Origin of the sequence: Enterococcus sp. DIV0660C, assembly GCF_017316125.1 — a bacterium.
Lineage (GTDB): Bacteria > Bacillota > Bacilli > Lactobacillales > Enterococcaceae > Enterococcus_B.
On record NZ_JAFLWA010000035.1, the window covers coordinates 25,152 to 39,139 of the forward strand.

The window sequence follows — 13,988 nt, forward strand, 5'->3', positions numbered from 1 at the left end:
GGTTCAGTCTTTTTTATGAAAAAAATCAAATTTTATTTTTGCACGTAGTTAATTGCGAAGGGTCACTAGGTTAAAGAAAATGGTAAAGCGTCTGCCGTGTATTTTTTTGGGTGAGGAACAGTACCTAAATGATAACGGATCGTTCCTCCTGTGAGTAAGTCTTCGTGTGTAAAGAATAACTTAGAATAGTTTTGTTCATTACGATCAACTTGATGAACAAACTGTTGTTGTGGCCGATTTGGCGAACTTTCAATCGTAAGTGTCTGACCGCTTGAGAGTTTTAGTTGAACTTGATCGAATAATGGCAGACCGATAACATATTCTCCTGAACCAGGTGTGACTGGATAAAAGCCTAAGCTACTAAAGATATACCAACCCGACATGCTACCATTGTCTTCATCGCCGGGATACCCTGTTGATGAGTCATTAAATGTTTGCGTAAGTAATTGTTTAATTAATGGCTGTGCCATCTCTGGTTTACCAAGATAACTGAATAAATAAGGATAATGGAAGCTAGGCTGATTTGAGATAGCTAGTTGTCCAAATTCAATAGCAGCCATTTCACTCATTTCATGGATTTCAAACCCGTATCCACCAACTTCAAAGGAGGGGGATTGATTACAAAGTTCGATTAATTTTTCTTGAAAAACGGCTTCTCCGCCATGTTCGCGAATCAATCCATTAAAATCTTGGTAGACGGCAAAGCTGCTTTGCCATGCACTACCTTCTGCATAATCTTGGCCCCAGCGAGTCGCTAGGAAGTTTTCTCTGAATTCTTGATTAGTATCTTTTGCACGCATGAATCCGACAGCAGGATCAAAAATATTGCGATAGTTTAAGGACTGTCTTTGATAAAAAGCACTAGTTTCTTCATCACCTAGTGTAGCGGCTACTTGACTGATACAAAAGTCACTATAAGCATAATCTAACGTATGATTGACTGATTCATGGTAGGTACTAGGAACATAGCCGTATGTTAAATAATCAAGTGTTCCTTGACGTCCGTAATTAGGCAGTTTGCTTTGAACAGTAGCACTTTTTTTCATTGCCGTTAAAAATTCAGGCATCAAGTCAGTACGAATTCCTTTGACTGCAGCATCAGCAATTACTGCATCAATCAGTGTTCCGGGCATTAGGCCACGTTCATCAGGTGATAGCCATTTTGGCAAAAAGCCAGTTTCTCGATAACTTGTAAGAAATCCCTCAAGCATTTCCTCATATTTTTCAGTGGCTATCAACGAATAAAGTGGATAAACTGTTTTATACGTATCCCAAAATCCATTATTTGTATAGAGAATACCAGGGCGAACAGTTTTGCTAAATGTATCATAGTGGATTTTTTCACCATCATCAGTTACTTCATAGAATGTTTGAGGAAAGAGAAATATACGATACAAGTTGTGATAAAAAGTACTTACTTGTTGTTTATCATGATGATTGATTTTGATTTTATCGAAATATTCTTGCCAAATTTGACGATTTTTTTCTAGATATGCATCAGGTGACTGCGCAGACTCTCTCGATAAATTTACTTGTGCTTGTTCTTCACTAATAAAAGAAGTACCAAAGCGAATCGTTTGCTGTTTGATTGAACCAAACGGTAGCAAAATAGAAGAATCACTTTCTGAAATCACTAACTCAGTGTCAGCTAATGGTTTTTCAAAGGAAAGGATAAAATAAAAGCGAAAATCAGGATCTTCACACCCAGAAAAGTTGATAAAAGAACCCGTAATAGTATGCGAATCTACAATGTTTATCTGATATCGTTCAGGGAAAGTTAAAAGTAAACCGCTATCATTTTTCTGGTAGTCAATTGTAAGTATCCCGCCATACATACTAGGAATCAACGTGGATGAAATAGCATATCGTAGTTGATTGATAGATAAATGTGTAGGACAAAATGTACTTTCTTCTGGTCGATAAGAACTCTGTGCGTGAAAAAGACTGTTTTCAGGGAGAGTACCACTAACAGGTGTCATTAGGAAATGACTGAAATCACCCATCCAAGGACTTGGTTGATGAGTTAAACGATAACCTTGAAAGACACGGTCTTCTGGGTGGAACCACCAACTTCCCTTTTGATCGGTTGTCTGTGGGGCAAAATAATTCATTCCAAACGGAACGCCTGTGTAAGGCAGGCAATTCCCGTTTGAATAGTTGGACTGGTTAGCAGTCCCGTGACGAGTATCAATTTGTTGAATGTTCATTGTTAAGCTCCTTTGTTGAGTGTCTTGTTATTAATGTAACTGGGTATTTGGTATCGATTGGTGTTTCTTTGGTTTCAAGCCAGTGAATCAACTTTTCTCCAGCTGATTTTCCAAGTTCTTTAAAATTTTGGGCGATAGTTGTCAAAGGTGGATCAACTAAAGAGGCAGCTTGAATATCATCGAAACCAATAATCGAAAAGTCGGCAGGCACTGAAAATCCAGCTTGTTTCAGTTGGTTCATTGTTTGAATGGCAACAAGATCATTTTCGCAGACAAACGCCGTAAGCTGGTGTTCTTGGATATAGTTTAATAACTCTTTATTCGTGGCTTTTTGGTCATCAAGTGCAGTATGGAAAGCTAAATTAGCTTTATCAAGAGCTTCAAGATAGCCTAAGTAGCGTTGACGCACAGATTGTGGATGAGTTGGCTCACCAAATAGGAAACCAATTTTCTGATGTCCATCAGCAATCAATTGATTTGTGGCTAGCGCGCCACCTGCAAAGTTGTCAGAAAGAACGGTTGGAAATGGCAGTTCATAAATTTTCTTATCCAAGATAACGACAGGAAATTCTTTCAGCGAAAGTTCAAATAGTAAATCCAAGTGCTGCTCAGTATCAATAGCGTAGTAAATCAATCCATCGAATTCATCCATCACTTCTTGCGCCGTCTTTGTTTGGAGAAAATCAAGGGAAGTCATTAATACTTCAAATTGATTTTCTTGCATGATTGGGTTCAATCCTTCAGTGAAATCACCAACAGACAAATCAGTTAAGAACGGAAATAAAAATAGAATTCGCTTTGTTTTTTGGATAGAGACAATCGATGCCTCTGGCTTGTCTGCTTTGACAAAGCTACCTTTTCCACGAATTCGATAAATCAAACCAAGTTGTTCCAATTCTGTTAATGCTCGTTTGGAAGTGATTCGACTTACTTGATATTTTTGAGAAAGTTCTTTTTCAGTAGGGACTTGGCTATCAATTGCTAATGTTCCATCAAGGATTGCATTGTGTAGATCAATAAATATTTTCTTATATAATGGTTGCTCCATAATAACACCTCTTAATGATATATCATGTATAAATGATAGCATAAATAATATAAAAGTAAACAATAAAAAATACTATGAAAGCGTAGACAAAAATTATTTCAAGAAGTATAATCTACTAAGATATATCAAACAGAAAAGAGGATATTGAGATATGCCATATAAAGATATACCAAAATCAGTTGAAAAATTCATGGGGAAAATTGAACAAAAATGTGGAAGTGAGCATGAAGATTGGGCAAAAAATTTTTCTACTGCCTTTGCTAATACATTGCTAACCACAGTAAAACGGCATTCTGATGGAACAACTTTCTTGTTAACCGGTGATATACCAGCTATGTGGTTAAGAGACTCCACTGCACAAGTACGTCCTTACTTAGTGATTGCTAAAGAAGACAAAGACTTAGCAGCAATGATTAGTGGATTGGTAAAAAAACAATTCTTTTATATCAATATTGATCCGTATGCAAATGCGTTCAATGAAGAAGCGAACGGGGCAGGACATCAGAGTGACCATACCGAAATGAATGATTGGATCTGGGAAAGGAAATATGAAATTGACTCATTATGTTACCCTGTTCAACTTGCTTATCTTTTATATAAAAATACGGGACAAACAGATCAATTTGACGACTCATTTGTTTCAGGAATCCAAAAAATTCTAGGTGTTTTTCAAACAGAACAAGATCATACTAAATCACCTTACCAATTCGAACGTGATACTACTCGTCTGGAAGACACGCTTGTAAATGATGGGAAAGGTGCAAAAGTAGTCCCTACAGGAATGACTTGGTCAGGTTTTCGCCCAAGTGATGACGCTTGCCGATATGGGTATCTAGTCCCATCGAACATGTTTGCAGTAGTTGTTTTAGGATATATTGAAGAAATTTTTCAAACAGTGTTATCAAATAATCAAATCGTAGCAAAAGCTACTGCGTTACGAGAAGAGATCCAACAAGGGATTGAAGCATACGGTAAAACTAAAAATCAAGCACAAGAAACTATTTTCGCATACGAAGTAGATGGTCAAGGAAACTCCTCATTAATGGATGACAGCAATGTGCCGAACCTAATGTCTGCACCTTATCTAGGCTACTGTTCTTCTGAAGATGAAACGTATTTACAAACAAGAAAAACCTTGCTGAGCTCAGAAAATCCTTACTTTTATGAAGGAAAGTACGCGAAAGGAATTGGCTCTTCTCATACACCTGAAAATTATGTTTGGCCAATTGCTTTAGCAATGGAAGGCATGACTACTAACGATCGAAAAGAAAAAGAACGAATTTTAGATTTGTTAGTAGCAACAGATGCTGGAACAAACTTGATGCACGAAGGTTTTGATGTGGATAATCCGAACAATTACACAAGAGAATGGTTTTCTTGGGCAAATATGATGTTTTGTGAATTAGTAATGGATTATTTTGATATTCGAGTAGAAAAATAGGAGTGATTAAATGAAAAAGAAAGTATATATTATTTCCCACAGTCACTGGGATCGAGAATGGTACATGGCCTATGAACAACACCACATGCGTTTAGTTGAATTGATGGATGATTTGTTAGAACTTTTTGAGAATGACCCTGCATTCGATAGCTTTCACTTAGATGGACAGACAATTATTTTAGATGACTACTTACAAGTAAGACCGGAGAAAAGAGCATTAGTTCAACAAGCAATTGATGTGGGCAAGCTACGTATTGGACCATTTTATATTTTGCAAGATGACTTTTTGATTAGCTCAGAATCCAACGTGCGTAATATGTTGATTGGGATGGAAGAAACACAAAAATGGGGTGTACCAGTAATGCTTGGCTACTTCCCAGACACATTTGGAAATATGGGTCAAACGCCTCAAATGATGAAACAAGTTGGAATTGAAGCAGCAGCATTCGGTCGAGGGGTAAAACCGATTGGCTTTGATAATCAAGTGCTTGAAGCAGAAAATTATTCTTCCCAATATTCTGAAATGAAATGGAAAGGTCCTGATAGCTCTGAAATTTTCGGCTTATTATTCGCAAATTGGTATAGCAATGGAAATGAAATACCAGTTGAAGAACAAGAAGCTAAAATATTTTGGGACCAAAAATTGGCTGATGCAGAACAATATGCTTCAACCGAACATTTATTGATGATGAATGGTGTTGATCATCAGCCTGTTCAAAAAGATATATCAAAGGCAATTGCGTTAGCCAATCGTTTGTATCCAGATTATGAATTCATTCATTCTAATTTTACAGACTACTTAGCAGCGGTAACAAATGATTTGCCTGAAGATCTGGGAACAGTGGAAGGCGAATTAACGAGTCAAGAAACAGACGGCTGGTATACTTTGGCAAATACTGCATCTGCACGCGTATATTTAAAACAATGGAATACAAAAGTTCAAAGACAATTAGAAAATATTGCTGAGCCATTAGCAACGATGGCATATGAATTTTCGGGAAGTTATCCTCATGATCAATTAGATTATGCTTGGAAAACATTAATGCAGAATCATCCGCATGATAGTATTTGTGGTTGTTCAGTGGACTCTGTTCATCGAGAAATGATTACACGATTTGAAAAAGCAGATGAAGTTGGGAAATTTGTGGCAGAAGAAGCAATGAGACAATTGGCGCAAGTTATCGATACAAGTGAATTCCCAGAAGATACGTATCCTTTTGTTGTAGTCAATACAGCTGGAACAGCAAAAACGGGTGAAGCAGTTATTGAAATCGAACTGGAACGTAAAAAGTTTGCTGAAGGATTACCAGAAACGTTGTTTAAAGAGTTGGAAGATGCTCCTGCTAAGAGTTATCATGTTGAAAACGCACAAGGAGAAGTCATTCCTGCAACTGTTTCTGAAGCAACTGTTCGTTTTGATTATGACTTACCAAAAGATCGATTCCGGATACCTTATATGGAAAAAGTAGTGACTGTAACTATTCCACTTGAAGAAATGGCTGCTTTTTCATGGGAGACATTTACGTTAGCTGAAGGAGAATCACCAACTATTACTGGTTCAATGGTCAACGACCAAGGACGAGTAATCGAAAATGAATTTCTCAAAATCAAAATTGAAGAGAATGGTTCGTTAACAGTAATGGACAAAAAAATGGCTCGTCAATTTGAAGATATTCTTGTTTTTGAAGATACGGGTGATGTCGGAAATGAGTATATCTATAAACAGCCAATTGATACAGTACCGATTCTTTCGAACCAACAAGAGGATTCTCAAGTAGAAATCTTGATTGATACACCGGAGATTGCTCAAATCCAACTCAATCAGACGATGATGATTCCCGTTTCTGCCGATGAGCTTTTGGAAAAAGAACAACAAATGGTAGTTGAATTTCGTTACCGTAAAGCAAAACGAGCGCACGAATTAAAACCATTATTAATAGAAACAAAAATTACTTTAAGAAAAAATAGTCGAAAAATCGACTTTGAAACAACAATTGATAATCAAATGAAAGATCATCGATTACGTGCACTATTTCCAACGAAGTTACATGTGGAACACCATGAAGCAGATAGTATATTTGAAGTCGTTACACGACCAAATAAAGTTTCTGCAAGCTGGGAGAATCCAACGAATCCGCAACATCAACACGCTTTTGTGAATCTTCATGATAAAAATTATGGTGTCACAATTGGAAACTATGGTTTGAATGAATACGAAATTTTAGATGAAGGACAAATTGCATTGACGTTATTGCGTTGTGTTGGTGAGTTAGGGGACTGGGGATACTTTCCAACTCCTGAAGCACAGTGTTTAGGACAACAACACTTCCAATATAGTATGGAAATTCATGAACCAAATGAAAAGTTTGAATCTTATCAACATGCGTATGCTGCGCAAGTTCCATTTACGACGCAACAGTTAACGAATCAACAAGGTGAATTAAGCAATAAAAATAGTTATTTGGAAGTAAAAGCTAAAACGTTTGCAATTACTGCTTTGAAGCGAAGCAAGTTTAATGATAAAGTAGTACTGAGAGGATTCAATCTGTCAGAAAAAGAAGAAGAAATCGTTGTTCAAAAAACAGGAACAACTAGCAGATTGTTGAATCTTTTAGAAAAAGACAGTAAGCAAACGATTGAGCCGACATTGATGCCTTATGAAATTCGGACAATCGGATTCGAGGAGGAAAAGTAAATGTACGGCGGAATAGAAGCGGGTGGCACAAAGTTTGTTTGTGCGGTGGCCAATGATCAACATAAAATTATGGAGAAAGTAAGTATTCCTACAACGACTCCAATAGAAACGTTGCAACAAGTGTTTGCTTTTTTTGATAAGTTTGACTTATCTGCTATGGGGATCGGCTCATTTGGCCCGATTGGCATTGACCAAACAAAAGATAATTATGGATACGTTTTAGCGACACCTAAAAAAGGTTGGGCTGATTTTGACTTTTTAGGGAGTGTTAAAGCACGTTATCAAATTCCAATTGCGTGGACAACAGATGTTAATGCTGCAGCCTATGGCGAATTAAAGAAAGGTGCAGCACAGGGAAAGGATAGCTGTATCTATCTAACTGTTGGTACTGGAATTGGTGCAGGTGTCGTCTTGAATCAAGACATTTTTTCAGGAATTGCTCATCCGGAAATGGGACATATTTGGGTGAAACGTCATCCAGATGACACATATGCTGGTACTTGTCCTTACCATGGGGATTGTTTGGAAGGGTTGGCGGCAGGACCTTCATTAGAAGCAAGAACAGGAATCAAAGGTCAAGATTTACCAGTAGACCATCCTGTATGGGATATCCAAGCGTTTTATATTGCACAAGCTTTAATCAACTATACATTAACTTTAGCACCAGAAAAAATTATCCTTGGTGGCGGTGTAATGAATCAAGATCATTTACTACAAAAAATTCGTCAACAATTTGTCGAACTAATGGCAGGATACATGGAAGTTCCGGAAGCTAGCGAATATATTGTTCGTTGGGGGTTACCGAATGAAAGTGGAATTATTGGTAGTTTGTTATTAGCAGAAAAAGAGTATCGACAAAAATAAATTAAAAAAAAGAGAATGATACAAAAACATCCTCAAAAAAACTAAAAAAGGATTTCATGAACGTTCATAAGAAATGTTTCGTGAAATCCTTTTTTAGTTGCACCAGAACTACCATAATCCTGGGGCTGCTCTGACAAGGATTCTTTCTTGTGTGAATGGATGTGTCAAATGTAGTTCAATTGCATGAAGCATCATTCGTTTCGCTGGTCGTGATTGATAAAGTGGATCACCTACAATTGGATGACCTAAACTTTCGAGATGGACCCGAATTTGATGTGTCCTTCCAGTTGATAAAACACAATAGATTTGTGTTTGTGTCGGTAGATTCTTCGCAATGGTTACGTGGGTGACAGCTGTTTTTCCATTGCGCTCATCTATGACTTGTTTTCGGCGGTTGTGTCGGTCGCGTCCCATTTTTTTAGTAATAGTGAGGTCTTTAGTTAACTTGCCCCAGACGACAGCTTGATAGCGACGATAAATTTTCTTTTGTTCCACTAATTGGCTCAAAATAGGCAGAATAAAAGGATTCTTAGCAAACAAAATAGCGCCACTTGTTTCTTGATCTAAGCGATGCACGACATACGGTTTTTGTTTTTTGGGGGCTAAATAAGCAGCTAAATCATTTAACAAAGTGCCGGTTTCTTTGACGTCATTGGGATGAGTTTTCAAACCAGCTGGCTTATTTACAATCACTAGCTGTTCATCTTCATAGAGAACTTGGATTTTTTTGGCGTTTCCTAAGATGATTTCTTGATGACTGTAGTCGTCTTTTTCAAAATGCAAAGTAATTGTGTCGCCTCCGCGAATTTCTGAATGAAAAGGAGCAAGTTGAGCATTCACCCAAACGTTTTTTCGGGTACGCAAAAAATGACGAACTTTTCTTGGCACTAGCCATTCTCTTTCTAATAATTCTTGAATAGTGATTACTGAGTGGTCAGCAGGTAAGGTAATTGTGATTTCCATAAAGGAGCTCCTTTCGTCGAAGTCAGCTTTATTTTACCATTTTTAAAATATATTTAAGAAAAAGATTAAGTCAATCTGCTATTTATTATGCTAAACTACCGTCATTAACTACAAAACTTACATCTTAAGCAGGAAGAAAGGCGCAGTTAGTTGTGGTAAACTGACCGTGTGAATAAAAAGATAGGAGAACATGCAAATGGATTTTCAACGCGTTTGGGAAAAAATAAAAGCTTCTTTGATTAGCTTTTGGCGCTGGATCAAGCCATATTTAAGCCGATTTCATAAATGGCGAAGGCGAATTTGGAAAAAATATCATATCAATAAAGTTATTCTTTTATTGGGACTGATTTTTATTTTGATAACGAGTGTTTATTTATTTATCTTGGCAAAACAAGCAAATGTGGAGACTTTAAAATCTGGATTAAGTCAATCGACTGTTATTTACGATAAAGACAATGAAGAAGCAGGCACTCTTTACGCTCAAAAAGGAACCTACGTAGAATTAGATGCAATCTCTCCATATATTCAGGATGCAGTTATTTCTACAGAAGATCGAAATTTTTATAACCATCACGGATTCGATGTGAAGGGAATTGCTCGAGCAGCGGTGCGTATGCTAACTTCAGGGAGTACGGCTGGTGGCGGAGGTAGTACGATTACGCAACAATTGGCGAAAAATGCGTATTTAACACTAGATCAAACCTTTGATAGAAAAGCAAAAGAGTTATTTCTGGCGATAGAAATAGAAAAGAAATACAGTAAAGAAGAAATTTTAACTATGTATTTGAATAACGCTTATTTTGGTAATGGCGTTTGGGGCGTTCAAGATGCTGCAAGAAGATATTTTGGTGTTAACGCAAGTGATGTAACATTGTCAGAGGCGGCAACGATTGCAGGTATGCTGAAAGGACCAGGGATTTATAATCCAATTGATAATCCAGAAAATGCTAATAACCGAAAAAATACTGTGTTGAGTGTGATGAAAGAAAACGAAAAAATCACAGCTGATCAAGCTAATGCAGAGAGTCAAACGAATATTGCGGATTATTTAAATGACACATATACGGATTCGGAATCAGGTTATCGCTATCCTTATTATTTTGATGCGGTAATTGATGAGGCTGTGGAAGCATATGGATTGGACGAGTCAGATGTAATGAACAAGGGGTATAAGATTTACACTGCTTTAGATCAAAATTATCAAAAACAGCTAGAGGCAACTTATCAAAATGGGCAACTATTTCCGGCAGATGCTTCCGACGGCGCAATGGTCCAGTCTGCTTCTGTTGCATTAAATCCGAAAAATGGGGGCGTGCAAGCCTTGGTAGGCCGACGTGGGGAACACGTCTTCCGAGGATTTAATTTTGCAACACAAATGAAGCGGTCACCAGGTTCAACAATCAAGCCGTTAAGTGTGTACTCTGCTGCGTTAGAGTCTGGCTACTTACCCTCTAGCACCTTACAAGATACGCCACAAAGTTATTATGATGCTCAAAATTATGATGGTACGTACCAAGGAGAAGTGCCAATGTATCAAGCAGTAGCTCAAAGTTTGAACTTACCTGCTGTCTGGTTACTTCATGAGATTGGTCTTCAAAAAGGTTATGATAAAGCAGAAGAATTCGGTTTGAGTTTATCGAAATCTGATAAATATTATGGTTTAGCATTAGGAGGCTTGGAAAAAGGCGTATCACCGTTGACGATGGCTGGAGCTTATAGTGCTTTTGCAAATGATGGTCAGATGTATTCGCCGCACTTGATTACAAAAATCGTTGATTCTACAGGTGCAGTTATTGTAGATAATACGGACAAAAAACCTAAACAAGTGATTTCAAAAGAAACAGCAGAACAAATGACAAGTATGCTACTTGGCACATTTTCTAATGGAACTGCAGTTGCTGCCAATCCAGCCGGTTATACGGTTGCTGGTAAAACTGGTACTACAGAAACGAATTTTGATGCCACGAAAGCAAATGATCAGTGGATTGTTGGTTATACGCCAGACGTAGTTATTTCAACTTGGATGGGTTACGAAGAGTCTAGCGAACTGCATTATTTAGAAGGAACGAGTGGGAATGTTGTGGGCCGAGTCTTCAAGTCTGCTGCAGAGGGAATTCTTCCATATACTTCAAATACAAGTTTTAGTGTTGCAGATGCGTATGCAACAGGTGGAGAGGTCGTTCCAGCAGATCAAGTGAATAATCCATCAGGAGCAGAGGATGATTCTGCAAAATGGAAAGAAAGCTTAGATCAATATGGTGAGAAAGCAAAAGAAGGATTGAAGAACTTTGGCGACTTTGTGAAAGATGGTGTACAAGGAATTGGTGATGCAGCCAAAGATTTGTGGCGGAAATATCAAAGTGAGTAGTTCTTTGAAAACGGATAGCTGCATGTTACAATAAACTCAACTACTGAAAGAAAAGAGGCAATATTATGTCAAATATCTATGATAGTGCGAATCAAATCGAACGCGAAATTCGTGAACTTCCTGAATTTAAAGCTTTACAAGAAGCATACGGTAAAGTAAAAGAGAATAAAGAGGCACATGAACTATTCAAAAACTTCCAAGCAATGCAAATTGAATTACAAGAAAAACAAATGCGTGGTGAAGAATTCTCTGATGAGGATGCAATGAAAGCACAAGAAATGGCTATGAAAATTCAATCCGAGTCAGTTATCAATGATTTAATGGAAAAAGAACAAGGTTTTAGTACAATCATCAATGATTTGAATCGAATCATTATGACGCCAGTACGTGACTTATATAGCGAATAAACACAGTAAATAAAAAAGAGCAGGGCTAATTGCAGCCTTGCTCTTTTTTTTGTAATCAAATGATTCTTTCTCTTAGTTTTTATCAACCAAGATAATGCAAGAAAATAACAACATTGTGAATATAAAAATAAAAAAATGGGGGTTATAATTTTGAAAACGTTTACCAAAAGGGAAAAGGAGTGATCAAAATGCTTTTTCAACAAGCAGTTTCAGAGGAGAAAATCAGTAAGACAACAAACGTATTTGGCTTAAAGGACAAAATGGGCTACATGTTTGGTGATTTAGGAAATTGTTTTATTTTGGGATTGGTTAATAGCTTTTTGATGATTTATTACACAAATGTCCTTGGAGTTTCTGGAGTAATAGTAGGTACGCTTTTTCTAGTTTCGAGAATTTTAGATGCATTTGCGGATGTTTTTGTTGGACGTCTGTGTGATGTTTCAAAGCTAACAAAGGTTGGGCGATTCATCCCATGGATTCGCCGAATGAAGTATCCATTTTGTACCATAACGATTCTAATGTTTTTGCCTATTATTCAGCATTTACCAATGACCGCCAGAACGATTTATATTTTTGTTTCATACATTGTCTATGGTATTTTTCTTTCAACAATTAATATCCCTTACGGAGCAATGGCGGCAGCAATCAGCTCGAATCCAGATGATCGGTCCTCATTGTCGACTTTCAGAAGTATTGGATCAGCGATCGGAGGATCAACGACAGGTTTCTTTATTCCAATATTAATGTATACGCAAAATAAAAGTGGTCAACAAGTTGTCTCAAGCGAGCGATTTTTCTGGATTGCTATTGGTTGTGCATCGATAGCGTTCATAGCGTATACATTAACGTGTAAACTATCTACAGAACGAGTAAGAGTAGAAAAAAAAGAAGAGATTCAAGCAACTAAATTGGTCAAAGGATTAGTTTCAAATCGTGCGCTAGTAGTGCTAGTTATCGTGGACATTTTTATTGTGATCAACCAGATTTTAGCAGGGACAAATATGACCTATCTCTTTAATGATTACTTCCATAATAAAGAAGCAATGTCGATTGCCTTGTTATTTACGTATGGAACAGTTATTGTGTTGGCTCCTTTTGCAACAGCGTTGACAAGGTGGTTTGGTAAGAAAGAGGCGAGTGTCGTCGCTCTGATATTCTCCTCTGTCATGTATTTATTAATGTATTTTCTACATATTACTAATGCATGGGTTTATTTGTTCCTTCTATTTATTGCGACATTGGGATCGGGCTTATTCAATTTGATGGTTTGGGCCTTTATTACAGATGTAATTGATTATCATCAATATACAACAGGATTACGAGAAGACGGAACAGTTTACGGTGTTAATTCTTTTGCTAGAAAACTGGGACAAGCATGTGCAGGAGCGATTGGTGGGTTTATGTTAACAATGATTGGTTATCAGTCATCTTCAGTAGGTGGGACAATTCAATCAGTTTTAGTGCAAGAGCGTATTTATACGGTTGCTAATTTATTGCCAGCAGTTTGTTTGTTAGTATCTGCGGTGATTTTATTCTTTGGTTATCCACTTAATAAGAAAGAAACGATTAAAATGGGTGAAGAATTAAAACAAATCAATCGTTAAGTTATGAAGAGATAGAAATTAAAATTAGGTCAAGCAAAATGTAAAATTTTGCTTGACCATTCTTTTTTTTAATGATAATGTAAATGAGTTGTTAAAAAGCAACTGAAAGTTAAAAAAATAATTTCAAAAAGTTATTGACGTGTGAGTTATCACATGATAAGATAACTAAGTCGTTTAAAAAGAACCTCTTAAGAAGCTTGATTTCATCAAGAAAAACTTCAAAAAAAGTTCTTGACAAATAACAAACAATACGATATGATAAATGAGTTGCTGAAAGATTTCTTAAACGGAATCAAAAAAACTTTTTCAAAAAAGAGTTGACATTCAAACGTCGCTCTGATATGATATAAAAGTTGCTACGGCAATTCAAGTAGACCTTTGAAAACTGAAC

General features: G+C 37.0%; 9 protein-coding genes. 6 read left to right on the forward strand and 3 right to left on the reverse strand.

What is annotated here, in order from left to right; genetic code table 11:
- Nucleotides 1–65 precede the first annotated feature (65 nt).
- Both DOK81_RS09725 and DOK81_RS09730 read right to left on the reverse strand, forming a co-directional pair.
- Nucleotides 66–2,207 (reverse strand): GH92 family glycosyl hydrolase, encoded by a 2,142-nt coding sequence (locus tag DOK81_RS09725; RefSeq protein ID WP_206910373.1) that lies wholly within the window; start codon nt 2,205–2,207, stop codon nt 66–68.
- Entirely contained in the window at nt 2,188–3,255 is a 1,068-nt protein-coding gene (locus DOK81_RS09730; RefSeq protein ID WP_206910375.1) for a LacI family DNA-binding transcriptional regulator, read from the reverse strand. Before DOK81_RS09730 ends, DOK81_RS09725 begins: the two co-directional genes overlap by 20 nt.
- Before the next feature lie 151 nt (nt 3,256–3,406).
- Between DOK81_RS09730 and DOK81_RS09735 the strand changes: the two genes are divergently transcribed.
- The 3 genes from DOK81_RS09735 to DOK81_RS09745 are packed head-to-tail and all read left to right on the forward strand — an operon-like array spanning nt 3,407 to nt 8,255.
- Nucleotides 3,407–4,696, forward strand: coding sequence for a glycoside hydrolase family 125 protein (locus DOK81_RS09735; RefSeq protein WP_206910377.1), 1,290 nt, complete (start codon nt 3,407–3,409; stop codon nt 4,694–4,696).
- A 10-nt stretch (nt 4,697–4,706) separates the two neighbouring features.
- The gene (locus DOK81_RS09740) at nt 4,707–7,391 is read left to right on the forward strand and encodes an alpha-mannosidase (RefSeq protein WP_206910379.1); all 2,685 of its coding nucleotides are present in this window, start codon (nt 4,707–4,709) and stop codon (nt 7,389–7,391) included.
- Nucleotides 7,392–8,255: an ROK family protein gene (locus DOK81_RS09745; RefSeq protein ID WP_206910381.1), complete on the forward strand. Its 864-nt coding sequence runs from the start codon at nt 7,392–7,394 to the stop codon at nt 8,253–8,255.
- Nucleotides 8,256–8,363: 108 nt separating this feature from the next.
- Here the strand turns inward: DOK81_RS09745 and DOK81_RS09750 are convergent, their stop codons facing one another.
- On the reverse strand, nt 8,364–9,218 hold the full coding sequence (locus DOK81_RS09750) for an RluA family pseudouridine synthase (RefSeq protein WP_206910383.1): 855 nt from the start codon (nt 9,216–9,218) through the stop codon (nt 8,364–8,366).
- Between the two features lie 196 nt (nt 9,219–9,414).
- Between DOK81_RS09750 and DOK81_RS09755 the strand changes: the two genes are divergently transcribed.
- The 3 genes from DOK81_RS09755 (at nt 9,415) to DOK81_RS09765 (ending at nt 13,597) form a co-directional block, all read left to right on the forward strand.
- Nucleotides 9,415–11,586, forward strand: coding sequence for a PBP1A family penicillin-binding protein (locus DOK81_RS09755; RefSeq protein ID WP_206910385.1), 2,172 nt, complete (start codon nt 9,415–9,417; stop codon nt 11,584–11,586).
- 65 nt (nt 11,587–11,651) lie between these two features.
- Complete coding sequence (locus tag DOK81_RS09760; RefSeq protein WP_067481657.1) at nt 11,652–11,993, forward strand: YlbF family regulator; 342 nt, start codon at nt 11,652–11,654, stop codon at nt 11,991–11,993.
- Between the two features lie 188 nt (nt 11,994–12,181).
- Nucleotides 12,182–13,597, forward strand: a complete 1,416-nt coding sequence (locus tag DOK81_RS09765; RefSeq protein WP_206910387.1) for a glycoside-pentoside-hexuronide (GPH):cation symporter — start codon at nt 12,182–12,184, stop codon at nt 13,595–13,597.
- Nucleotides 13,598–13,988 lie beyond the last annotated feature (391 nt).